Source organism: Lacrimispora sp. YZC11 (assembly GCF_057543815.1).
Window position 1 is genome coordinate 20,110 of sequence record NZ_BAAJYQ010000021.1, and the last position, 22,273, is coordinate 42,382.

The 22,273-nt window shown below is 45.9% G+C and carries 20 protein-coding genes; 8 read left to right on the forward strand and 12 right to left on the reverse strand.

Annotation, left to right across the window (positions count from 1 at the left end):
- Positions 1-379: 379 nt before the first annotated feature.
- The 5 genes from AC27IJ_RS25215 (at position 380) to phoU (ending at position 4,681) form a co-directional block, all read left to right on the forward strand.
- Positions 380-1,285: a phosphate ABC transporter substrate-binding protein gene (locus tag AC27IJ_RS25215; protein ID WP_487151327.1), complete on the forward strand. Its 906-nt coding sequence runs from the start codon at positions 380-382 to the stop codon at positions 1,283-1,285.
- Positions 1,286-1,383: 98 nt separating this feature from the next.
- Complete coding sequence (gene pstC, locus AC27IJ_RS25220) at positions 1,384-2,322, forward strand: phosphate ABC transporter permease subunit PstC (RefSeq protein ID WP_487151329.1); 939 nt, start codon at positions 1,384-1,386, stop codon at positions 2,320-2,322.
- Positions 2,312-3,220: a phosphate ABC transporter permease PstA gene (gene pstA, locus AC27IJ_RS25225; protein WP_312443969.1), complete on the forward strand. Its 909-nt coding sequence runs from the start codon at positions 2,312-2,314 to the stop codon at positions 3,218-3,220. The genes pstC and pstA overlap by 11 nt, the downstream gene beginning before the upstream one ends.
- Positions 3,217-3,981 carry a phosphate ABC transporter ATP-binding protein PstB gene (gene pstB / locus AC27IJ_RS25230; RefSeq protein ID WP_312443967.1) on the forward strand — a complete coding sequence of 255 codons (765 nt, stop codon included), beginning with the start codon at positions 3,217-3,219 and terminating at the stop codon, positions 3,979-3,981. Before pstA ends, pstB begins: the two co-directional genes overlap by 4 nt.
- A gap of 37 nt (positions 3,982-4,018) precedes the next feature.
- Positions 4,019-4,681, forward strand: a complete 663-nt coding sequence (gene phoU, locus AC27IJ_RS25235) for a phosphate signaling complex protein PhoU (RefSeq protein ID WP_312443966.1) — start codon at positions 4,019-4,021, stop codon at positions 4,679-4,681.
- Between the two features lie 174 nt (positions 4,682-4,855).
- Here phoU and nagA read toward each other — a convergent pair whose 3' ends face one another.
- From nagA to AC27IJ_RS25265, 6 genes are all read right to left on the reverse strand, one after another.
- On the reverse strand, positions 4,856-5,995 hold the full coding sequence (gene nagA / locus AC27IJ_RS25240; RefSeq protein ID WP_312503106.1) for an N-acetylglucosamine-6-phosphate deacetylase: 1,140 nt from the start codon (positions 5,993-5,995) through the stop codon (positions 4,856-4,858).
- Between the two features lie 76 nt (positions 5,996-6,071).
- The gene (locus AC27IJ_RS25245; RefSeq protein ID WP_312443963.1) at positions 6,072-6,224 is read right to left on the reverse strand and encodes a hypothetical protein; all 153 of its coding nucleotides are present in this window, start codon (positions 6,222-6,224) and stop codon (positions 6,072-6,074) included.
- A 56-nt stretch (positions 6,225-6,280) separates the two neighbouring features.
- Positions 6,281-8,545, reverse strand: a complete 2,265-nt coding sequence (locus tag AC27IJ_RS25250; RefSeq protein WP_487151333.1) for a sensor histidine kinase — start codon at positions 8,543-8,545, stop codon at positions 6,281-6,283.
- Positions 8,517-9,230, reverse strand: a complete 714-nt coding sequence (locus AC27IJ_RS25255) for a response regulator transcription factor (protein WP_312443961.1) — start codon at positions 9,228-9,230, stop codon at positions 8,517-8,519. Before AC27IJ_RS25255 ends, AC27IJ_RS25250 begins: the two co-directional genes overlap by 29 nt.
- Before the next feature lie 282 nt (positions 9,231-9,512).
- Positions 9,513-10,457: a 3'-5' exoribonuclease YhaM family protein gene (locus tag AC27IJ_RS25260; RefSeq protein ID WP_313152012.1), complete on the reverse strand. Its 945-nt coding sequence runs from the start codon at positions 10,455-10,457 to the stop codon at positions 9,513-9,515.
- Positions 10,458-10,505: 48 nt separating this feature from the next.
- Positions 10,506-11,813 carry a S1C family serine protease gene (locus AC27IJ_RS25265; protein WP_312443957.1) on the reverse strand — a complete coding sequence of 436 codons (1,308 nt, stop codon included), beginning with the start codon at positions 11,811-11,813 and terminating at the stop codon, positions 10,506-10,508.
- 258 nt (positions 11,814-12,071) lie between these two features.
- Between AC27IJ_RS25265 and AC27IJ_RS25270 the strand changes: the two genes are divergently transcribed.
- Both AC27IJ_RS25270 and AC27IJ_RS25275 read left to right on the forward strand, forming a co-directional pair.
- A complete protein-coding gene (locus AC27IJ_RS25270; RefSeq protein ID WP_487151337.1) occupies positions 12,072-14,462 on the forward strand; it encodes an endonuclease MutS2 in 2,391 nt (796 codons plus the stop codon).
- Between the two features lie 86 nt (positions 14,463-14,548).
- The gene (locus AC27IJ_RS25275) at positions 14,549-15,259 is read left to right on the forward strand and encodes a response regulator transcription factor (RefSeq protein WP_312443955.1); all 711 of its coding nucleotides are present in this window, start codon (positions 14,549-14,551) and stop codon (positions 15,257-15,259) included.
- 38 nt (positions 15,260-15,297) lie between these two features.
- On the opposite strand, the gene AC27IJ_RS25280 is transcribed toward AC27IJ_RS25275, so the two are convergent.
- On the reverse strand, positions 15,298-15,453 hold the full coding sequence (locus tag AC27IJ_RS25280; protein ID WP_312443954.1) for a hypothetical protein: 156 nt from the start codon (positions 15,451-15,453) through the stop codon (positions 15,298-15,300).
- A gap of 885 nt (positions 15,454-16,338) precedes the next feature.
- On the opposite strand from AC27IJ_RS25280, the gene AC27IJ_RS25285 reads away from it, so the two are divergent.
- The gene (locus AC27IJ_RS25285; RefSeq protein WP_312443952.1) at positions 16,339-17,745 is read left to right on the forward strand and encodes a HAMP domain-containing sensor histidine kinase; all 1,407 of its coding nucleotides are present in this window, start codon (positions 16,339-16,341) and stop codon (positions 17,743-17,745) included.
- A 102-nt stretch (positions 17,746-17,847) separates the two neighbouring features.
- Here the strand turns inward: AC27IJ_RS25285 and trmL are convergent, their stop codons facing one another.
- The 5 genes from trmL to AC27IJ_RS25310 all read right to left on the reverse strand — a co-directional run bounded on the left by trmL (position 17,848) and on the right by AC27IJ_RS25310 (position 22,198).
- The gene (trmL, locus tag AC27IJ_RS25290; RefSeq protein ID WP_487151340.1) at positions 17,848-18,342 is read right to left on the reverse strand and encodes a tRNA (uridine(34)/cytosine(34)/5-carboxymethylaminomethyluridine(34)-2'-O)-methyltransferase TrmL; all 495 of its coding nucleotides are present in this window, start codon (positions 18,340-18,342) and stop codon (positions 17,848-17,850) included.
- Positions 18,343-18,347: 5 nt separating this feature from the next.
- Positions 18,348-19,517, reverse strand: a complete 1,170-nt coding sequence (locus AC27IJ_RS25295) for an aminotransferase class I/II-fold pyridoxal phosphate-dependent enzyme (RefSeq protein WP_312443948.1) — start codon at positions 19,515-19,517, stop codon at positions 18,348-18,350.
- Positions 19,514-19,996: an Lrp/AsnC family transcriptional regulator gene (locus tag AC27IJ_RS25300; RefSeq protein WP_312443945.1), complete on the reverse strand. Its 483-nt coding sequence runs from the start codon at positions 19,994-19,996 to the stop codon at positions 19,514-19,516. Before AC27IJ_RS25300 ends, AC27IJ_RS25295 begins: the two co-directional genes overlap by 4 nt.
- Before the next feature lie 120 nt (positions 19,997-20,116).
- On the reverse strand, positions 20,117-20,689 hold the full coding sequence (locus AC27IJ_RS25305; protein ID WP_312443943.1) for an AIR synthase-related protein: 573 nt from the start codon (positions 20,687-20,689) through the stop codon (positions 20,117-20,119).
- 18 nt (positions 20,690-20,707) lie between these two features.
- Entirely contained in the window at positions 20,708-22,198 is a 1,491-nt protein-coding gene (locus tag AC27IJ_RS25310) for a VanW family protein (RefSeq protein ID WP_312443942.1), read from the reverse strand.
- Between the last annotated feature and the right edge of the window lie 75 nt (positions 22,199-22,273).

Below are 22,273 nucleotides of genomic sequence, written 5' to 3' on the forward strand. Positions count from 1 at the left end.
CCTCCTGTCTTGTATCCTTTGTATCCGTTCTTAAATTACGGAATGATTTTTATATTTCTACTATAAAATAAGCGCACGTTCCAATTTACCATATTTCCTCCTGTTCTGTCCAGTCCATCCCGCTATTTTTTGCAAAGGAAAGGCTGTTTTTTGTAATTATGACAGCTTTTTCAATGCTGATTTTGATTCTTATCCAAAATAGAGGAATTTCGTCTTCCCATCCTGCAGATACTATTAATAAGAAAAAAGAGAGCCGGCAGGCTTTACACAACCTTTACGATTTCTATACTAAAACATGATATCGGAAAAACCTTCCGGCTGATATACTCCATGATGTAAGCGAAAGCAATTTAAAAGAGAAAAGAGGAGAAAGTAAAATATGAAAAAAAATTTTGTTAAGGCAATTGCATTAGCTGGAATGGCAGTTCTTACAATGGGAACTTTAGCTGGCTGCGGCAGCAAAAATGCTGAAACACAGGCTCCTGATACCAAAACCGAGGCTGGCACTACAAGTGGGACAACCACAAAAGAAGATACAGCTGCTAATTTAAATGGCTCTATCAGCATGGTTGGTTCTACCTCTATGGAGAAATTCGCAACCGCATTAAGTGAAGTTTTTATGGAAAAATATCCGAGTGTTACCGTACAGGCCGAATTTGTAGGATCCGGCGCAGGAATCGAAGCAGTTACCAATGGTTCTGCAGATATCGGTAACTCTTCCCGTAATTTAAAAGATGAAGAAAAAGCAAAGGGTGTCGTTGAAAATATCGTTGCAATTGATGGTATCGCAGTTGTCTCTGATTCTGCCAATGCCGTTAACAATTTAACGAAAGATCAGCTGATCAGTATTTACAATGGCACAACTACTAACTGGAAGGACTTAGGCGGAGCAGATCAGCCGATCGTTGTCATTGGACGTGAGTCCGGTTCCGGTACAAGAACTGCTTTTGAAGAGCTGTTAAAGCTGGAAGATGCCTGCAAATACAGCAATGAGCTGGACAGCACCGGTGCAGTTATGGCAAAGGCCGCTTCCACTCCAGGCGCCATTGGTTATGTATCTCTTGACGTTCTTGATGACACCGTAAAGACCCTGAAGCTGGAAGACAAAGAACCTACTCCGGAAAACATTAAGGCTGGTTCTTACATCTTAAGCCGTCCATTCGTTATGGCTACCAAAGGAGAGGTATCAGAGCAGAGCGATCTGGTGAAAGCATTGTTCGACTATATCCATTCTGATGAAGGAAAAGAATTAGTAAAAGCTGTTGGTTTAATCCCGGCAAACTAATTGAAAACTAACTCTTCTTATACTGCATAACGATAATATTTACAGGGGACGCAGCCAGACAGTTATGCTACGTCCCCGTACTTGAAAGGAGCTGTTATATGCGACCAAAGTCTTATTCCATATTTGGTGGCCACGGAAGTAAATCAGGTGTTGAGCATGCTGCAGAGGTTATCTTTACTATCTGCGGCTTCTTTGCCGTTTTGGCTGTGGCCTCTATCAGTTTGTACATGATCATAAGCGGCACGCCAGCACTTTTTAAGGTGGGGATACTGGATATTTTATTCGGAACCATCTGGATGCCGGAAGCTGCTTCTCCAAGCTTTGGCATCCTATATGTTATTCTGACCTCCATCGTGGGAACAGCATTGGCGATTCTGATCGGCGTTCCCATTGGCGTTATGACTGCCGTTTTCCTGGCTGAAGTAGCCCCTGTAAGGCTTACCAATATCGTGCGACCGGCAGTAGAACTGTTAGCCGGCATTCCTTCTGTTATCTATGGTTTGCTTGGAATCCTGATTTTAAACCCTTTGATGTATAAGCTTGAGTTAAAAATATTTGCAGGATCCGCCACCCACCAGTTTACCGGAGGCGCGAATCTGATCTCCGCTGTTTTAGTGCTGGCCTTAATGATTCTTCCTACGGTTATCAACATCAGCGAATCAGCGCTCCGTGCTGTTCCACAGCACCTTAGAAGCGCTTCCCTGGCTCTTGGAGCCACCAAGATCCAGACGATTTTCAATGCGGTCCTTCCGGCTGCAAAGTCCGGTATCATTACCGCAATTGTCCTTGGAACAGGCCGGGCCATCGGTGAGGCAATGGCCATAAGCCTGGTGTCCGGAAGTTCGGTAAATATACCTCTTCCATTTAACTCGGTCCGTTTCCTTACTACTGCGATCGTATCGGAGATGTCTTATTCCGCCGGACTCCACAAACAGGTGCTTTTTACCATAGGCCTTATCCTGTTTGCCTTTATCATACTCATTAACATTACGCTTAACAACCTGTTAAAGAAAGGAGAGGAAAGCCATGACAAATGATATCGTTATTCCTGTTCAAAAAGATTCTGCAGTAACACATAGCATTTATAACCGGAAAAACCGGACCTCCGATTCTGTCTTAACGGTTCTTATTTACTTATGCGCTTCCATCTCCATTCTGGTCCTCATTGGGATCATGGGCTATGTGTTTGTCCGTGGCGTTCCCCAAATCAGCTGGGAATTTCTGACCACTGTGCCAAGTACGATCAGAGGAACCTTTGGTATCGTCGGAAATATTGTAAACACCCTATATGTGGTGGTCATTACCCTGTTAATTGCCACTCCACTGGGCGTTGGCGCAGCCATTTACTTAAACGAATATGCAAAGGGCGGAAAGGTAATCCGCATCATTGAGTTCACTACAGAGACCCTGGCGGGTATCCCCTCCATTATCTTCGGCCTCTTTGGCTATGTATTTTTTGGTATCACCCTGGGCCTTGGTTATTCCATTCTTACCGGCGCTTTAACCTTATCCATCATGGTTCTTCCCCTTATTACCAGGACCACCCAGGAAGCCTTAAAAACCGTTCCGGAGAGCTACCGCTTCGGCGCCCTGGGCATCGGTGCGACCAAATGGTACATGATCCGGACCATCCTGCTTCCCAGCGCCATGCCAGGCATTGTGACCGGAATCATTCTGGCCATCGGACGTATCGTGGGAGAGTCCGCTGCCCTTCTCTTTACGGCAGGAAGCGGTTATCTTCTTCCTAAGGACTTTTTCGGTAAGATCTTCGAATCCGGCGGTACCCTGACGATTCAGCTTTACTTATGCATGCAAAAGGCCAAATATGGCCAGGCCTTCGGAATTGCCGTTGTTCTTCTGGTCATCGTACTGGCAATAAACGGACTTGCAAAATATCTGTCTCATAAATTCAATACGGAGGTCAAAGAATCGTGAATACCAATACAGTAAAAATTTCAACCAACAATTTAAATTTATACTATGGAACGAACCATGCCCTTAAGGATGTAAACCTAAATCTCTTTACAAATAAAATTACGGCATTTATCGGCCCTTCCGGATGTGGAAAATCCACCTACTTAAAAACATTAAACCGAATGAACGACCTTGTTCCAAGCGTAAGAATAGAAGGAGAAGTTCTTTTAGACGGAGAGAACATCTATGATCCACGGGTCGACACCACCCTTTTACGAAAAAAAATAGGCATGGTATTTCAGCAGCCCAACCCGTTTCCAATGAGCATTTATGACAATGTGGCATACGGCCCGAGAATCCATGGCATAAAGAATAAATCCGAGCTCGACGCCATTGTAGAAAAAAGCTTAAAAGGGGCAGCGCTCTGGGATGAGGTGTCCGACCGTTTAAAGAAGTCAGCCCTCGGCCTTTCCGGCGGCCAGCAGCAGCGCCTTTGTATCGCCCGCGCCCTGGCAGTTGAACCTGAGATACTGCTTATGGATGAACCCACCTCTGCATTAGACCCTATCTCCACCTTAAAAATCGAAGACCTGATGGATGAGCTGAAAGAAAAGTACACGGTTGCAATCGTTACCCACAACATGCAGCAGGCAACCAGAATCGCTGATTATACCGCCTTTTTCCTTGTTGGAGAGGTGGTGGAATACGCTACCACAACCGATCTTTTCACTACACCTAATGACAAAAGAACCGAAGACTATATCACCGGACGCTTCGGCTGATCCATTTTATTGATAGAACAAATAAGGAGAACGGAAAATGACAACGAGAGTTAATTATGAACATGAATTAAGCCAATTAAACCATGACATAAAAGAAATGGGGCGTATGGTAGAAACCTCCATTGAAGAATGCTTTATAGCATTTGAAGACCAGGATTTTGAGAAGGCAGAGGATATTATAAAAGGAGACCGTACCATCAACGATTTAGAGCGCTCCATCGAGGCCCGCTGCCTCTCCATCATCTTACGCCAGCAGCCTGTTGCAGGAGACTTAAGAGTGGTTTCCAGCGCTTTAAAGGTAGTTACGGACTTAGAGCGTATCGGCGACCATGCTTCCGACATCGCCGAGCTCATCCTGCGAATAAAGGGCGAACACGTTTACCATGTAGTCCGCCACATCCCCTCCATGGCCTCAGCCGCCCGCGAAATGGTCCGCTGCTCCATCGAAGCCTTTATAAACCAGGATTTGGAGATTGCAAATCAGATCGAAAAGCAGGATGATGTCGTTGATGAATTATTCGATAAGGTAAAAAATGATGTAGTAGATTTATTAAAGCAATCCACTGAGCATATTGATCAATGCATTGATCTGTTAATGGTGGCAAAATATTTAGAGCGCATCGGTGATCATGCCGTAAATGTTTGTGAATGGACAGAATTTTCAAAGACAGGAGCTTTGAAGAATGTACGGATATTGTAAAGCTACGAGCAGTGCGTCCTTAAAAACGAAAGCACCCACAAGAATGCTTGCATTCTTGTGGGTGCTTTTGATTTTGAGGACATAGGTTGCCAGCCGTCAAGCGAGAAGGAGCGCAGCGGATTCGAGCTTGAGCACTGCGGACCCGCGGGCCACACAATCAAACTCAATCTTTTACTACAACATCGCCCCACCCCTACAATAAGTCTGAACCACATCATAATCATCCCGAAGAACCACAAAGTCCGCATCATACCCCGCAACCAGTCTACCCTTCCTATCATCAACTCCCAAGCACTTAGCCGGATTAATCGTACAGGAATTCAGTGCCGAATCAAAAGGAACCATAGCCTCTTCCACCAGAATCTTCAGCCCCTTATTCGCCTTAAGCGTACTACCCGAAATCGTATCCGTTCCTTTCAGATAAGCAAGGCCGTTCTCCCTAATCTCAATACTATGCCCCCCCAGCTGAAAATCCATACCAACAGGGCAATGCTTAGGGCAAAGAGAATCCGTAATCATAATCGCATGATCCCTACCCTTAATCGCATAATAATTATTAAGCGCTGCCAAATGAGAATGGCACCCATCACAAATGATTTCGCCATAAATATCCCTCACCCTAAACGCAGCTCCTACCAGCCCCGGATTCCTGTGATGATAAGGTGTCATGCCATTATACACATGAGTCATAGAGGTCGCCCCATTTGCGATCCCCATAAGTGCCTGCTCATAGGTTGCAGACGAGTGCCCCATACTCACTACCACTCCGGTATCCTTACAATACCTTGTCAGGGTGAATCCCTCATCATGCTCCGGTGCAAGGGTAATATATTTAATCAAACCCTTCGCCGCTTCCTGATACTCTTTAAACTGCGTTACAGAAGCGGTAGCAATCGCCTCCGGCGGCTGAGCACCTTTATATTTCATATCCAAATAAGGCCCTTCAAAATGAATTCCAAGGATCTCCGCGCCTTCGTATCCGCTTTCCGCCACAGCTGCCACGTTGGCAACCGCCTTAGTCAGCACATCCGGCATCTGGGTCACTGTGGTCGGAAGGATAGAGGTCACTCCCTCTTCCGGTATCCGCCTCATCCATTCCCGCAGCCCTTCCGGTTCACCGTCGTTGGTATCAAATCCATAAGCCCCATGGGTATGGATGTCAATAAATCCCGGAACAATCCTGTCATCCCCGTAATCCTGATCTGCCGCCATCTCACCATACTCATGGACTGCCTTAATCTTTTCATCTTCCACCTGTAGCTGTGCCGGGATGAACTGCCCTGCAATCCAGACCCGTCTGCTCTGTATTATCATAACCGTAACCCTCTCTTTCCTAATTTTCTTCCCTACGTTCGGGTGTAAAGGTATACCCAAAAGGTATTACCCATTCTTAGCACCCGTCTGCCGGTACACTGGTGTGTTTACATATAGTATAAACAGTTCCTTCTCCCTTTTCAAGAAGATTAACCACAGATTCCATTCTTTTTCCAGCCATAGTCAAATACCCTGCAGCAAGCTGCAGGGCATCTAACTCTTTCATCATTCGCCAAATTCAGAAAATACATACATTTTTTGCGCCTGACTCCTTCCATTCAAAAATCAATCCTGTGAAATAGGCCACCGGATGATCACCCGGAATAAGTCTGCCTCCACTTCTATCTGAAGCCTGCCGTTCTGCAGCTCTACAAAGCTTTTCGCAATCGCCATTCCAAGGCCGGAGCCTTCCGTGTTCCGGGACTGGTCTCCCCTGACAAACCTTTCGGTTATTTCATCCGGATTAAAGGTAAGCTCTGCAGCCGAAACATTCTTCAAAGTAGTGACCACATAGTCTCCTTCCTTCTTCATATCAATATAAGCTCTGGTATAAGGCATTGCATATTTAATAATATTCGTCAATAAATTATCAAATATCCGGTAGGTCTTCTGGCTGTCCAGAGGAAGAACGATCTTTTCATCCGGTAAATTCCACCTGAAATCTATGGTAGATTCCTCTATTTTATCACTAAGCTCCAGGCTGACCTCCTTTAACAGGCTGACAATATCCACATCCTCCAGATTCAGCGTCACATTGTTGCTGTTAGCCTTGCTGATTTCAAACAGGTCCTCAATAAGTGCTTTCAAACGCATTGATTTCTGTTCCAGTATATCTATATAGGCCTTCCTTTGCTCCGGCGTCGCCTGGTCATCCCTTAAGAGGTTTACATAAGTTATAATCGCCGTCAAAGGAGTTTTCAGATCATGGGACATATTGCTGATCAAATCCGTCTTAAGCTTCTGGCTTTTTACTTCCTCGCCGACTGCCACCTTGAACCCGCTTTGTATCTTCTGGATCTCCTTCTTAAATGGCTCAAACACACTTAAGTCTTCTTCTATGGCGACCTCCAGATTGCCCTCTGCGATCTGGTTTGTGACTCTTAAAAGGATCTGGTATTTGTCACTTAAATCCCTGTAATACTTTCTCATCACAATAAACAAAATGATAGAATAAAGTATCAAAGCACCGATTCCGAAAAACCACAGGCTGCAAAGAACAGACAGGATGATAAAGTTCACTCCCACGATCCGGAAAATGGTCCGGTCTGACCGTTCCTGCAGGTTGATATTCCCTACAAAATTATAAACTTTACGGCAAAGGTTTCTCACCCATTGACAAAACCAGCCGCACAGAGTCCGTTCATGAAGGTAACGCTTCAAACCGATATGAATGACATCGCGCACGCATAGAACCGCCCAGTAGACGATGGCAAAAGGGATGGACCACCACATCATGTTCCAGAGCTTTATCATGACCCCCGCCACCAGCGGCAGGAAATTGGCCCGCATAAGAGCGTCATACAAATCTCCCCGGTTTGTCACTGCCACGAGATTTGTAAGCCCTGTACCAAAAAATACGCCGCCGCAGATTATTCCCGCAACGATCTCAAAAGGCGTTCGTAAAATCCTGCTGCACTCCGGCAGGCCCGGATCAAAACAGGAGAGGAAAAAGGCTGCAATCGCTACGGCGCAGACCAGGCCCAAAAAGATCCTGGAAACACTGCCTGAGTAATTATAGGCATTCCAGACAGTTTCTCTCTCCTCTTCATATGCAGCAATCTGCTGTGCCCTCATTCCATAAGCGAAGGTAACATTTCTTGGGTTTTTCAGTTTTAAATCCGTCTCATAACGATACTGTTCCCAATAGTAATCACTCATGGGGTCCTTGTCTCCTAACATCCCCAGGGTATTCATAAGCCTGACCGTATTTTCTCCGCTTACGGCCCCGGCCTGCATACGCCCCAGATCATCATAACGAAGCTCTGCCTTAAACGTATATTCACCGCTTCCTCCAATGGAGCGGCCTCCTGCATGATCAGCCAAAACTTTGCCATTCCCATCAAGGATCTGATAATCCACGTAATTTCTTATGCCATTAAAATTCCGGCTCCAGGATTCATATTCCCGGACACAGTTTTGACGCAGCTCCTTTAAATAATCATAGCGCTCCTCCTGGTCAGAAAATCCACTTGATTCCTCTCCGGCGACGGCAATGGTATCCACTCCTTCCATGACGTCCGGCTCTCCTTCCGAGACTGCCGTCTGGCTGTTCACACCATTCTTTAATTCTTCCTCTGCCAGGGGGAAATAGAACTGGAAGGGAGATATAACACTGCCCTGATCATACTGGGCCTGTTCCAGATAAAGCACATAATTGCCCAGCACCAGATGCTTAAGAAACGCATCCTGCCCATAAACAGGCTCCTCGTACCTGGCTGATTCATTTTTAAAAAACGGATAAAGCCCCACCATGACGGATGCTGCCGACAAAATGACGATCAATGCCAGAAATGCGCTGATCCTATGCCTGTTTCTCAATTTTATATCCAACGCCCCACACCACCTTTAAATATTTTGGCTCCTTCGGGTTGATCTCGATCTTTTCCCTGATTTTCCTTACATGAACCATGATCGTATCGGTATTAATGGCCCGTTCATTCCAGACCCGCTCATAAATCTCTTCTGCCGAGAATACTCTTCCCGGGTTTTTCATAAGAAGAGCCAAAATCTTAAATTCAATGGGAGTCAGCTTCACCGGCTTTTCATCAACGGTCACTTCCACCGTATCCTCATTCAGCTCCAGCCCTCCGATGGAATAAACATTGCTTTTCTCCCTCTGCTCCTTTGCTTCCAGCATATCCATATATTTTTTATAGCGCCTGAGCTGGGAATTTACCCTTGCCAACAGCTCCATGGGCGTAAATGGCTTTGCAACATAATCATCGGCGCCGATATTAAGCCCCATGATCTTATCCACTTCCTCAGACTTTGCCGACAGGATGATCACAGGAAAATCATGAGTCTCTCTTAATTTTACGGTCATAGTAATACCATCCATTCGGGGCATCATCACATCCACAATAGCCAGATGGATCTCTTCCCGCTCTAAAACCTTAAGGCCTTCCACACCGTCCGCCGCCTGGAATACCTCGTATCCCTGGCTTCTCAAATAAATCACGATTCCTTCTCTGATCTCTTTATCATCCTCTACCAATAAGATGTGGTTTGCTTCCATGTTCTCTCTCCTTTTCCCATTCCTGCCCGGTTTTTGGGCAAAAGATATACCCTTAAGATGTTACCTGGCAAGTGATAGGGCATGCTGCCTGCAGTATCCCAATTTATGATACCACAATTTCTCCCTTTTTACTTCAATTTAAGGATACGAAAGCAATCTTAAATGGAGTGACACAGAAAACGAAAGAAATTCTAAAATTTCCTTCTCCTCCTAAATCAGACATTTCCATAAAAAGAAAAGGCCCATCAGGATTTCAAAAATTCCTGATACGCCTTTCCTATGTTATTCCGATGTCTTACGTATATTGCTTTCCATCAGCCTGTTAAAACCCAGCCAGCCATTGTTGTCTCCTGCGCCCTTTAACACCTCGATCATGGTCTCCAACTTGGCATCCGTATTATCTGCGAAATTCAAAGCCAGCGCCTCAATCAAAGCCGGTTTTTTAGGAGAACCGTATTCCAGCTCCCCATGATGGGCCAGAATGCAGTGTTTCAGCTCGGAGGCCGTCTTTTCCGGAAAGCCTGCAATCGTCCGGATCCTCTCTCCCACCATTTCTGTTCCAATGATGATGTGGCCCAAAAGCTGCCCGTCATCGGTATAGTCGTTTTCCGGAAATATGGAAAGCTCCCTGGTTTTTCCGATGTCATGGAACATGGCAGCGGTGATGAGTAAATCCCGGTTAATGTACGGGTAATAGCCGGCGTAATAATCACACAGCTTTACAACGCTTAAGGTATGCTCCAAAAGTCCGCCCACAAAGCCGTGGTGAACACTTTTTGCCGCAGAGTGAAACTGAAATGCCTTTGCAAAAGCAGCATCCTCTACAAAAAAGCTTTCCGACAGCTTTTTTAAATAGGGGTTTTTAATTGCCCGGATAAAGCCCAGAAACTCTTCATACATAAGCCCGATATTTTTAGAGGAAACCGGTAAATAATCGCCAGGTGTAAATTCACCCTCATCCGCTTTCCGGATCCGTTTAATATTCAACTGATTGGAATTCTGGAAAACGGTCACATCTGCATCTATGTATACATAATCCAGAGTTTCAAAATTCCCGATTCCCGGAGATCCCAGATCCCAGATTTTTGCATCCACTGTTCCGGTCTTGTCCTGAAGAATCAGGTTTCCATATTCTTTTCCTGACTTCGTAAGGGCAATCTGCTTATTTTTGCATAAATACACATCTGACACATGCATTCCCTCACGGAATGATTCTACATACCTCATTGTTTTCCTCCACATTCTTAACCCCAGGCAACACGGAAGCCAGGAAGATTACCTGGCTCCAATGGTTACCTGATACTGTATCTCTTTATATTCTTCCCTTCCATTGCGGGAAACACTCACAGGTATCACATCTCCTGGATTGGAATCTTCAAGGATTGACTGAAAGTCCTTCATGGTTACAATGGTTTCATCTCCCATAGTCCTTATGATATCGCCGCACTGGATCCCGGCATTGTAGGCAGGGCTATCTGCATTCACATCAACTACGTATACCCCAAGTGGCATACCGTTGCTATTCATGACGGCGCTTACTTCCTGTCCCTTAATTCCAAAGTATGGGTATGACACGCCATTGCTCATCTTTTCCAGAATACTCTTATAGTCGGATATGGCCATGGCTGCCGTCATATCCTTACTGCCGTCATTCTTATGTTCATCCGTTACCCAGCCGATGATTTGGCCTGATGTGTTCATGATAAACGTGCCGGTCCCGGCATTCCCCTTCACATCAGAATAAAGGATGCGCGTCATACCATCGGTAATCTGCACATTTTTCGTTATATAAGATATAAATCCATATCCAACAGAATGGACCATTCCGGCAGGACCGCCAACGGCCACAACTAAATCACCCTGCTTCACGGAATAGGAATTTCCCAGCTCAATGGCCTTTATTTCCTCTAACAAAGCCCTTCCAAGATCCGCCGTAGAAATGCTTACGATAGCCATTCCGGAAAGCTTATCGGTCTGCTTAATGGTCCCCTGGACCTCTGTCCCGTCGGAAAATGCCACACGGATCGCCTCCGCATCCTCCACCGCTCCATCTGGTGTCAGCACAAGAAGCTCCTGGTTTGTGGAAGCGATGATCACTCCCGAAAACAGGCCGGAGTTTTCCACAGGGTTGTTAAACCAGTCTGTCTGGGTCTTTACGGAATGAACCGTTACGATCCCCTTGTCCGCCTTTTGGACAAGTGACCTTAAGTTTCCATATAGGGTATTTAAATCATCTACTGAAAACGGATATTTCTCCATGGCGGACTTTAAAATATCCTCTATCGGTTCTGTCTCAGCCGCAGACTCTGTTTCAGTCTCGGAAGGCGCTGTTTCTGGATCATCCTTTGGTATGGTTACAGGAATGCTTTCACTGGTGGATCCTTTTGCAAAAAATCTTTCAGCTACAGGTCGGGATATGGCAAATGTAACAGCTGCAACAATTCCGAAAATAACCGCAGTCGCAAAAAGGCCCAAAGTCCTTTTTAGCATATCCCTTTTTGACATGGGCTGTCTCACTATCTTTTCATTGATAAACCGACGGGGCTCCGTCTTTCTATCATCTGGCCCGTTATTTTCCGGCATACTTACCCTCCTTTGCAGAAGACCTAAATACTATTATAAGGTTGTTCGCCCCTTAATGCAAGAAAAACCTACAGAAATGAGACTCTATCCGGGTACTTAAAGAATAATTTCTATAAATCCAGAAACATTATAATTATCTCCATAGCATGAAAAACAACCTGAGGATTGCAGTTTTTGTCCCATATATGCTATACTGTAACAGATACCATCATCACCGGACCACAATGCAAAGAAAGCAGAATAAACAAGGAATAATATATGAATCAGAAATCATTAAAAACTTTAGAATATCATAAAATCATTGCACAGCTTGCGGAATACGCTTCCAGCGATTCAGGCAAGACGCTGTGCCGGAATCTGGTCCCATCAACGGACTACCAGGAGATCGTGAGATCCCAGAGCGAGACGACCGATGCCGCTACAAGAGTGCGCCAAAAAGGCGGCATCTCTTTTGGGGGAATTAAGGACATACGGCCTTCCATAAAGCGCCTGGACGTAGGAAGCTCTCTTGGAATCGTGGAGATTCTTTCCATCAGTTCCCTTCTCACCGCCTCAGCCCGGGTAAAAGCCTACGGACGTCATGAGGACTCTGAGCTGCCGGACGACTCACTGGAAGAATTCTTCCGGATGCTGGAACCCTTAACCCCGGTCAACACGGAAATCAAACGCTGCATCCTCTCCGAAGAGGAGGTCAGCGATGACGCCAGCCCGGGACTTCATCATGTAAGGCGCTCCATGCGTTCTATTAATGATAAGATCCATACTCAGTTAAACTCCATATTAAACTCCAACCGGACCTATCTACAGGACGCGGTGATCACCATGAGAGATGGACGTTACTGTCTCCCGGTGAAATCCGAGCATAAATCCCAGGTATCAGGCATGGTTCATGACCAGTCCTCCACCGGTTCCACACTCTTTATCGAACCAATGGCCATCGTAAAGCTTAATAATGACTTAAGGGCCCTGGAAATCCAGGAACAAAAAGAGATCGAAATGATCCTGGCCGATTTAAGCAACCAGCTGGCTCCCTATCTTGAGGAGCTGGGTATGAATTTTGAAATTCTGACCAAACTGGATTTCATTTTTGCAAAAGCCGCCTTATCCAAACATTACAATGCAAGCGAACCGGTATTTAACACAAAAAGGATCATAAACATTAAGGATGGACGTCATCCCCTTCTTGACCCAGCCAAGGTGGTTCCCATCAGCATCCATCTGGGCCGGGACTTTAATCTGTTAATCGTAACCGGACCAAATACAGGAGGAAAAACAGTTTCCATAAAGACAGTGGGCTTATTCACTCTCATGGGACAGTCCGGCCTTCATATTCCGGCTTTTGACGGTTCCCAGCTGGCTGTGTTTGATGAAGTGTTTGCAGATATCGGAGATGAACAGAGCATTGAGCAGAGTTTAAGTACTTTTTCCGCCCATATGACCAACATTGTCCAGATCCTGGGCCAGGCAGACAGCAATTCTCTCTGCCTGTTTGACGAGCTTGGGGCTGGAACCGATCCAACGGAAGGAGCGGCCCTTGCCATCTCCATCCTGTCATTTCTTCACAATATGAAATGCCGCACCATGGCCACTACTCATTACAGTGAGCTAAAGGTGTTTGCCCTCACAACCCCAGGCGTGGAAAATGCCTGCTGTGAGTTTAACGTAGAGACTCTTAGGCCCACCTACCGCCTTTTAATCGGTGTGCCGGGCAAGAGCAACGCCTTTGCCATTTCCAAAAAGCTGGGACTTCCTGATTATATTATTGAAGATGCAAAAAACAACCTTCAGGCAAAGGATGAAAACTTTGAGGATCTTTTGACCCATCTGGAAGAAAACCGTGTCACCATTGAAAAGGAACGGATCCAGATCGCCTCCTATAAGCAGGAGGTAGAACAGCTAAAAGCCCGTCTGACCCAGAAGGAAGAACGGCTTGATGAACGCCGGGATCAGATGATACGGGCGGCCAAAGAGGAGGCCCAGAGTATCCTCCGGGATGCCAAGGATACGGCAGATCAGACCATACGGAATATTAACAAGCTGGCCGCAGATTCAGGCGTGAGCAAGGAGCTGGAAGAACAGAGAAGCAAGTTAAGAAGCAAGCTTCAGGATGTGGATTCTTCCCTTTCCTTAAAAAACGAGAAAAAACAGCCTGGAAAGCGGATCGATCCCAAAAATCTTAAGCTGGGAGACGGCGTAAAAGTCTTAAGCATGAACTTAAACGGGACTGTCAGCTCTCTTCCCAATGCAAAAGGCGATTTGTACGTGCAGATGGGGATTCTCCGTTCACTGGTCAACCTTTCGGATTTAGAGCTTCTGGGCGAAGAGTCTGTTTCCACTCCCGCTACAAACAATTCCAAGAAATCAGGAAGCGGAAGCAGTTCCACACGTATGTCCAAATCCTTTTCCATCTCTCCGGAGATTAACTTGATCGGAATGACCACGGATGAAGCCATTCCCCAGCTGGACAAATACTTAGACGATGCCTATCTGGCCCACCTTCCCCAGGTGCGTGTGGTACATGGCCGTGGAACGGGAGCTTTAAAAAATGCGGTGCACAAGCACTTAAAGAAGTTAAAGTATGTAAAGGAATTCCGGCTTGGCGCCTTTGGCGAAGGGGATTCCGGCGTAACCATCGTTTCATTTAAGTAAATACCTCGTGGGCAGCCGCCAAATGGATATGCAGGCATATCCTCCTGGCTTGTCTTTGCGTGAATCATTTGAGAAAGGGGTCCATTATGGCAGAAAAACAGCGGATATTGATTGTAGACGATGACAGCAACATCGCAGAATTAATTTCCCTATATTTGTTAAAAGAATGCTATGAAACAGAAATCGTAGGCGACGGAGAGGAGGCGCTCCGGGTATTCCCGGAGTTCCGTCCCCACCTGGTGCTTTTAGACTTGATGCTTCCCGGCATGGACGGCTACCAGGTCTGCCGGGAAATGCGTTCCTCCTCCCAGGTCCCCATCATCATGCTGTCTGCCAAGGGAGAGGTCTTTGACAAGGTTCTTGGCCTGGAACTGGGCGCTGACGATTATATGATCAAACCCTTTGATTCCAAGGAACTTGTGGCTCGTGTAAAGGCTGTATTAAGGCGTTACCAGACGACCCCTGTTCCTGCCGCTCTCCATACGGACCACCAGGGAGACTATGTGGAATATCCGGATCTCATTGTCAACCTGACGAATTATTCCGTAATCTATATGGGCCATTCCATCGAGATGCCGCCCAAGGAGCTGGAGCTTCTTTATTTCCTGGCGTCCTCACCAAACCAGGTGTTTACAAGAGAGCAGCTTTTGGACCATATCTGGGGATATGAATACATCGGAGATACCAGAACCGTTGATGTCCACATCAAACGGCTCCGGGAAAAAATCAAGGATCACACTGGCTGGGCCCTGACAACGGTTTGGGGAATCGGCTACAAATTCGAGGTAAAAAGGTAACCACCTCTCTGTGGAACGGTTGCAAAAGAAAAGGACAGCTACTCGCTGTCCTTTTCCTCGTAAACATCTCTGTTTTCTTTATATCTCAGTGTGTTTGGCCCCAGGAAATGCCCGGTTCCCCAGTGGTTGTTGAAAGTTTCCACTTCCTCCGCCACTTCTTTTTCGATTTCTAAATCTTCCTTGTTCTTCTCCATGTTTATCACCTCCGTGATAGTATGGACGATTGCCAGAAAAATTATTATGGGGAAAGAGAAAACACCCATCGAACTAATTCGACAGGTGTTTATAAACAAGGAGGCTCTATATGAACAATTTACTATGAATTTTATGTCGTAGTCATTTTAATCTTATACCAATAAGATATAAAGTTTCGACATGTCCTGTGACCATTTTTGATATCTTTTTTAACTTTTTTAACAATTTTATATAACCAAAGATATCGATCAATGATCAATCAGATACGGCAGACTTCATTCGGTAATTCTCTCTTTAGACTTCATTTTTGCTGCTGGCGTCAGTTCCGCTTTATCGCTTTTAAATTCAAGCACCGGCTTCGATATGGTAAATCCTATTCATTATCTTTATCATCCTATCTTTCTTTCTTCAAGGCTTCTGCCAATACCATTATAACCTATCTTGAGATTCATAGGCTTTGGATTGATAATGAAAAAAGGGGAACCCTAAAGCCACAGACACGAATTTGTTACTATAAAGAGTAAAATTTATCAACTCCTATCTTGGAAATATAAAACCGATTAATATTCAAAAATCCCATATAGAGAAAATAAGAAGTGACTTAATTACCGAAAAGATGTATACTAAATCTAATTACGTCTTAGTTCTTCGATCCGCCTTGCAGTATGCGCCGGAGGACGGGATCGTCTTCAAAGATGTAGCAGCATCCATTAGGCGCCTAAAATATAGCCGCCAATCATTTTAATTCCTGGATGTAAATTTTGATAAGATGGAGTAGCTTTATGAATCAGTCAAATAATAGTCAATTAATAAATTTGTCCCTCTCAGGTTTGCATAAATACGGCATTCTTATAGAGTGCTATGGTTTTGAGGTGAAACTCTAGATGACACATTCTCTCTATTATAAATTCATCCTTGGCTATCTGCTGTTCGGCCTCCTTGGATTTGTGACCATTGCCACCTTTTCTTCTGAAATCACGGACCAGTATCTCCTTGGCCGCCGTTCCGAAGCCCTGTATGACGAAGCCAATCAGATCGCTTCCTCCTACAGCGGCATGTACCAAGGCAAGGACATGAAGCTGACCTCCTCCTATCCCGAGCTGGTGAAAGAGGGCAATTATCTCCATGCACAGATATGGATCGTTGACCGGCAAGGCAAAGTGGTGTCCGACAGTGCACAGTCTGACAAACAGGGACAGGTCATTGAAAACTTCGACCCTACCTCAATGGGCAACAAGTCCTACAGCATCGGCGATTACTATCACCAGTTCTCCTATGATGTCCTCAGCGTCCATGCGCCCATTACGGGGAACTATAACACCTATGGCTATGTGGTGATCCACCTGCCCTTATCCTATTTAAAAATGGAGAGAGACGGGATTTTAAACATCGTTTATGTCACATCAGCGGTGGTGTTTGGCCTTTCCCTTATTATCCTCCTGGTTTTTACTAAAAATGTATATTTTCCTCTTAAAAAAATTACGGCAGGAGCAAACGAATACGCCCAGGGAAACTTAGCGCACCATATTGAGGTGAATACAAGAGATGAAATGGGCTATCTGGCCGCTACACTTAACTATATGTCCACCGAGCTTGGGAAGATGGAGGAATATCAGAAAACCTTTATTGCCAACGTTTCCCATGACTTCCGCTCTCCATTAACCTCCATTAAGGGGTATCTGGAAGCCATCCTTGACGGAACCATACCGCCGGAGATGCATGAGAAATATTTGAACAGGGTCATTTCAGAAACAGACCGGCTGAACAAGCTGACCCAGGGGCTGCTGACTCTTAATTCCCTGGACAGTAAGGGGTATTTAAACCGTACAAACTTTGACATCAACCGGGTTATCAAGGATACCGTCGCTTCTTTTGAAGGAACATGCAGTGATAGAAACATCACCTTTGATTTGACCTTTTCTGAAAGCATTCAGATGGTTTATGCGGACCTTGGGAAGATACAGCAGGTGCTCTATAATCTGATAGATAATGCCATAAAATTCAGCCATGCAGATTCCACCATCTACATACAGGCTTCAGTAAAGTATGAGAAGATCTTTGTATCCATTAAAGATACGGGAATCGGCATCCCAAAGGAAAGCTTAAAAAAGATCTGGGATAGGTTCTATAAATCAGACTTATCCAGGGGAAAGGATAAGAAGGGCACCGGACTTGGCCTTGCCATTGTCAGGGAGATCATCCAGTCCCACGGAGAAAATATTGATGTGGTCAGCACGGAAGGGGTCGGATCAGAGTTCATTTTCAGCCTGCCTAAGGCCGGAGCTCCATAGCATATGCAATTTTCCTGATCACTGCAGTAAATGGGTAAAAATAAAAATACCGGTACAGTTTTTTCTTCCAGACAAACTTAGAAAATACTGTACCGGTATTTTTTATTCCTTCCACTGAAGGTGATGAAGCTCCCCCTTCATGGTCATACGTTCAAATTCGTTCTGTCTTAATGCCTCATACAGCACAATAGATACAGAATTGGATAAATTTAAAGACCTGATATCTCCCCACATAGGGATCCTGATACACCGGTCCTGATTCTCCAAAAGGATCTCTTCCGGAATCCCGGCGCTTTCTTTTCCAAACATGAGAAAGCAGTCTGGCTCATACTCCACATCAGAATAGACATGAAGCCCCTTTGTGGTAGCCATGTAGATCTTTGCTCCCGGGTTCCGCTCCAAAAAGTCCTGATAATCGCTGTATACCGTTACATCAAGCTTGTCCCAGTAATCCAACCCGGCCCGTTTAATCAGTTTATCATTCAGTTTAAATCCCAGAGGTTCGATCAGATGCAGCTTCGTCCCCGTAGCCACACAGGTCCTGCCAATATTTCCGGTATTGGCAGGCATCTCCGGTTCTAATAATACAATATTCATACCCCTTACGCCTTTCCATCCAGTTTCTTGATAAATCGGTCCATACGGCTTAAGGCTTCCTTTAGATTCTTCAGAGAGTATGCATAGGAAATACGAAGATATCCTTCTCCGCAGTCTCCGAAGGCCGTACCCGGCACCACAGCCACCTTTTCTTCCCGAAGAAGTCTGGTGGCAAATTCATCAGAGGTCATTCCAAACCGTTTGATGGAAGGGAAGGTATAAAATGCCCCATGAGGCTCAAAACACTCCATTCCCATTTCATTAAACGCATGGATCAGATAACGGCGCCTTTGGTCATAGGATTCCCTCATCATCTGTACATCCTTATCTCCGTCCCGCAGGGCCGCTACCGCAGCATACTGGCTGGTGGTTGGAGCGCACATGATGGCAAACTGATGGATTTTTAACATCTGCTCTAAAATCATTCTTGGAGCTGCTGCGTAGCCAAGGCGCCATCCGGTCATGGCGTAGGATTTTGAAAAACCATTAATGAGCACGGTTCTATCCTTCATTCCGGGTAATGCGGCAATGGTAACATGGTCGCCTCCATAGGTAAGCTCCGCGTAAATCTCGTCTGATATTACAAACAAATCCTTCTCTATTACGATTTTAGCAATTTCCTCAAGCTCCTCCGCCTTCATAACCGCTCCCGTAGGATTATTGGGGAATGGAAGCACCAACACCTTGGTCTTTGGAGTGATCTTCTCCAGCAGCTTTTCAGTGGTCAGCTTAAACTGATCCTTTGCTTCCAGATCAATGATGACCGGAACGCCGTTTGCCAGTATGGTGCAGGGAACATAAGACACGTAGCTGGGCTGGGGGATCAGTACTTCATCTCCTGGATCTAACATGGCACGGAGAGCAATATCAATGGCCTCGCTGCCTCCCACCGTTACCATAACCTCATGGTCCGGATCATATGTAGCCTCAAAACGCCGGCTTAAATAGCTGCATATTTCGACTTTTAATTCTTTTAAACCTGCATTGGAGGTATAAAAGGTGCGGCCCTTTTCCAGGGAATAGACACCCTCCTCCCGGATATGCCAGGGCGTATCAAAATCAGGTTCCCCGACTCCCAGGGAAATCGCATCCTTCATTTCACTTACAATATCAAAAAACTTACGGATTCCGGAAGGCGGAATCTCTACGATTCGATCTGACAATGGATTTCTCACGGCGTAATCAACATCCTTTCATCGGTTGTCCCTTCAGCAAGAACGGTTCCATGGTCTTTGTATTTCTTCAAGACAAAATGGGTCGCAGTGCTCAGCACCGATTCCATGGGGGACAGCTTTTCCGATACAAACTGTGCCACCTGTCTCATGGTCTTCCCTTCTATGAAAACCGTAAAATCAAAGGCTCCGGACATGAGATAAACGGCGTTTACCTCACTGTACTGATAAATGCGCTCCGCGATCTTGTCAAATCCCATGCCCCTCTGAGGAGTGACCTTAACCTCAATCAGCGCCATGACCTTTTCATCGCTGGTATTATCCCAGTTAATCAGGGTGTGGTAGCCGCATATGATATGTTCTTTCTCCATTTCAGCGATCTCATTGGCAATGGCGACCTCACTTTCCCCTAAAAGAATCGCCAGATCCTTTAAATCAATCCTGCTGTTTTTTTCAATAATTGCCAATATCTTTTCTCTCATATCCTGCCTCCTGATTTCCTAATTATTGTCCATGGTTTCTGGACATAAAGGTATGCCCGCAGGGCGTTCCTAATTATTGTCCATGGTTTCTGGACATAAAGGTATGCCCGCAGGGCGTTCCTATTTATGTGATAAAACCTTATAAAGCTCATCCTCAGTAGGCCTGTCAAGGAAACCTATGCTTTCCCCGTGGTCAATGATCCGTTTGATGCCTCCCGTTACTTTCCCAATCACAGCGGCATGGATTCCCTGCTCTTTTAAAGCGTGCACCAGATCCCCTCCGTTATCCGCAGAAAAAAGGAGACAGCCTGTTGAGAAAAGGCGGTACGGGTTTAAGTCGTACCGCTCACAAATCTCGATGGTTTCCTGTTTCACCGGAATTCTGAGAAGAGAAAACCGGATTCCCGTCATATAAGCACCGGATAAATCCCAAAGGGCCTTTAAAATTCCGCCGTCTCCTGCTGGTTCACATTCAGTTGCACCGAATTTTTTCCACTTTTCCAAATCCCCTTCCAGCGTAATGTTCCCGGCTTCTAATATCCGGTCCACATAATCCCTGGAAAACCATTGATACAATTCTTCTTTTTTGTTTTTTACGGTTTCCACAGTTCCGGAAAGCCCGGCATATCCTGCAATAACAAGATCCTGCCCGGGCCTTACGGTTCCGTTATTCTCTCTTTCGATCCGTCTCATTTACTTACCTGCCTATGCTTACGGTCCTGCCTCCAATGAGGCATCATCCGTCATCTGGGGTCCTTCCGGTACCGGAATTCCGGGATCTGCCGGGGCTGTTTCCACAGGTGCCGTAACCGGCGGAGTTTCCACCGGAACTCCTGGAGTCTCAGACGGTATGGCAACTGCAGGAGCAGCCGGCCCGACCTTTATGATAGCCTTTGATGGGTTATAGGTATCCGTATGAAGGAGCTCACGGCTCTGCTCAACACCATCCATATATACAATCTTCCACAGCCTGGACTTCAGCCCCTTGTGTGCGGACTGGACCTGCTTTCTGCTTCCAGGCGGCATAGCTGGATCTACGACCTCCTTTGGCGCACCCGGGTCCGTCACACTTAAGGTCTCAGAGACAAACTCAAAAGTCCTGTTTGCCGGCCTGGTTTCTTTCCCATAGATGGTAAAGGTAAGGGTTTTTCCGGAAGTATAGCCCTCAACATAAATTGGCGTGCTGTAATTGTTGGTAAATTTAATGTCCTTATACGTACCGGCAATGGCCGCATCCTCAGAAGGCCTTACATATCCTACCACCATGGAGTGATTCTGCCTCTGGGCAACTGCCAGCTCTGCCCTAAGCACGGTGTTATAAAGAGTGGTAGCGATCTGGCAGACTCCTCCGCCTACGCTGTCCACTACCTGACCATTCTCATAGGCTGAAGCTGTAGCGTATCCATTTTCCAAGGTAAACGGATGCATGCACTCATAACCAGACAAGGTTTCTCCCGGCATCAGCACTCGGCCGTTGATTTTGCTTGAACCTACCTGCAGATTCTTGGATCTGGAAGAACCGCTGGAGGAGAAGCTGGTGGAAAAGGTTCCAAGCACATCCTTTATGGTGGCCAGATCTTCCGTAGCAATTGCAGGCTTTACCTCTGTAACCACTGCGGTAGCTGTTACCGGCTCCTTAAGTCCATTGGCAAGAGCCGCATCTAATGCCTGCTTTGTAGCTGCCACATCCACGGCTTTTCCAATGGCAGAAGGTGACACGATAAATGCCCCTCTGTCACGGACAATGGCCGCATTCTTTGGCTCTATTACCGCCTGTGCACATTTTTCTGCAACAAAAGCCCCCACGCTTCCGTCGTCAAGGGCCGTTTCCAGTGGGATGATCACATGGTTCTGCTCAATATCCTTTTTGTTCAGATACCGTTTGATCAGGTTGCCTCCCTGCCAGGAAGATGCAGCCTGGGATACAGCCTCCGGGTTGCTCCAGTGGAAACCAAGCTCTTTTGCAATGGTTTCCACCGGCTGTCCGTCAACGATCAATGTTATTTTCTGGTTTTCCATTTCATTAACCAGTTCCTGTATTTTCTGACTGGCCTCTTCTTCCGTCATACCTCCCAGATTATATTCTCCTACATATATCCCATCCGGTAGGGTATCAGCCATGGCATACGTGGGAGAAAGAAATCCAATTCCCGCCGCTATTATAATTGCTGCCAGGCTAATGGACAAAGTTTTCTTTTTCATATTCATTCCTCATGCTCTGCTGTGCCTGTATGCTGCCAATACACCTCCTCAATTACTTATAAAAACTGAAGCATC

What these genes read in the sequence shown, in the direction of transcription:
- phoU (WP_312443966.1), top strand. Translation starts at nt 4,019, where the DNA reads ATGACAACGAGAGTTAATTATGAACATGAATTAAGCCAATTAAACCAT.
- AC27IJ_RS25310 (WP_312443942.1), bottom strand. Translation starts at nt 22,198, where the DNA reads ATGAAAAAGAAAACTTTGTCCATTAGCCTGGCAGCAATTATAATAGCG.
- AC27IJ_RS25260 (WP_313152012.1), bottom strand. Translation starts at nt 10,457, where the DNA reads ATGAGGTATGTAGAATCATTCCGTGAGGGAATGCATGTGTCAGATGTG.
- AC27IJ_RS25215 (WP_487151327.1), top strand. Translation starts at nt 380, where the DNA reads ATGAAAAAAAATTTTGTTAAGGCAATTGCATTAGCTGGAATGGCAGTT.
- AC27IJ_RS25270 (WP_487151337.1), top strand. Translation starts at nt 12,072, where the DNA reads ATGAATCAGAAATCATTAAAAACTTTAGAATATCATAAAATCATTGCA.
- trmL (WP_487151340.1), bottom strand. Translation starts at nt 18,342, where the DNA reads ATGAATATTGTATTATTAGAACCGGAGATGCCTGCCAATACCGGAAAT.
- pstC (WP_487151329.1), top strand. Translation starts at nt 1,384, where the DNA reads ATGCGACCAAAGTCTTATTCCATATTTGGTGGCCACGGAAGTAAATCA.
- AC27IJ_RS25255 (WP_312443961.1), bottom strand. Translation starts at nt 9,230, where the DNA reads ATGGAAGCAAACCACATCTTATTGGTAGAGGATGATAAAGAGATCAGA.
- AC27IJ_RS25245 (WP_312443963.1), bottom strand. Translation starts at nt 6,224, where the DNA reads ATGATGAAAGAGTTAGATGCCCTGCAGCTTGCTGCAGGGTATTTGACT.
- pstA (WP_312443969.1), top strand. Translation starts at nt 2,312, where the DNA reads ATGACAAATGATATCGTTATTCCTGTTCAAAAAGATTCTGCAGTAACA.
- AC27IJ_RS25305 (WP_312443943.1), bottom strand. Translation starts at nt 20,689, where the DNA reads ATGAGACGGATCGAAAGAGAGAATAACGGAACCGTAAGGCCCGGGCAG.
- AC27IJ_RS25275 (WP_312443955.1), top strand. Translation starts at nt 14,549, where the DNA reads ATGGCAGAAAAACAGCGGATATTGATTGTAGACGATGACAGCAACATC.
- AC27IJ_RS25285 (WP_312443952.1), top strand. Translation starts at nt 16,339, where the DNA reads ATGACACATTCTCTCTATTATAAATTCATCCTTGGCTATCTGCTGTTC.
- AC27IJ_RS25265 (WP_312443957.1), bottom strand. Translation starts at nt 11,813, where the DNA reads ATGCCGGAAAATAACGGGCCAGATGATAGAAAGACGGAGCCCCGTCGG.
- AC27IJ_RS25280 (WP_312443954.1), bottom strand. Translation starts at nt 15,453, where the DNA reads ATGGAGAAGAACAAGGAAGATTTAGAAATCGAAAAAGAAGTGGCGGAG.
- nagA (WP_312503106.1), bottom strand. Translation starts at nt 5,995, where the DNA reads ATGATAATACAGAGCAGACGGGTCTGGATTGCAGGGCAGTTCATCCCG.
- AC27IJ_RS25300 (WP_312443945.1), bottom strand. Translation starts at nt 19,996, where the DNA reads ATGAGAGAAAAGATATTGGCAATTATTGAAAAAAACAGCAGGATTGAT.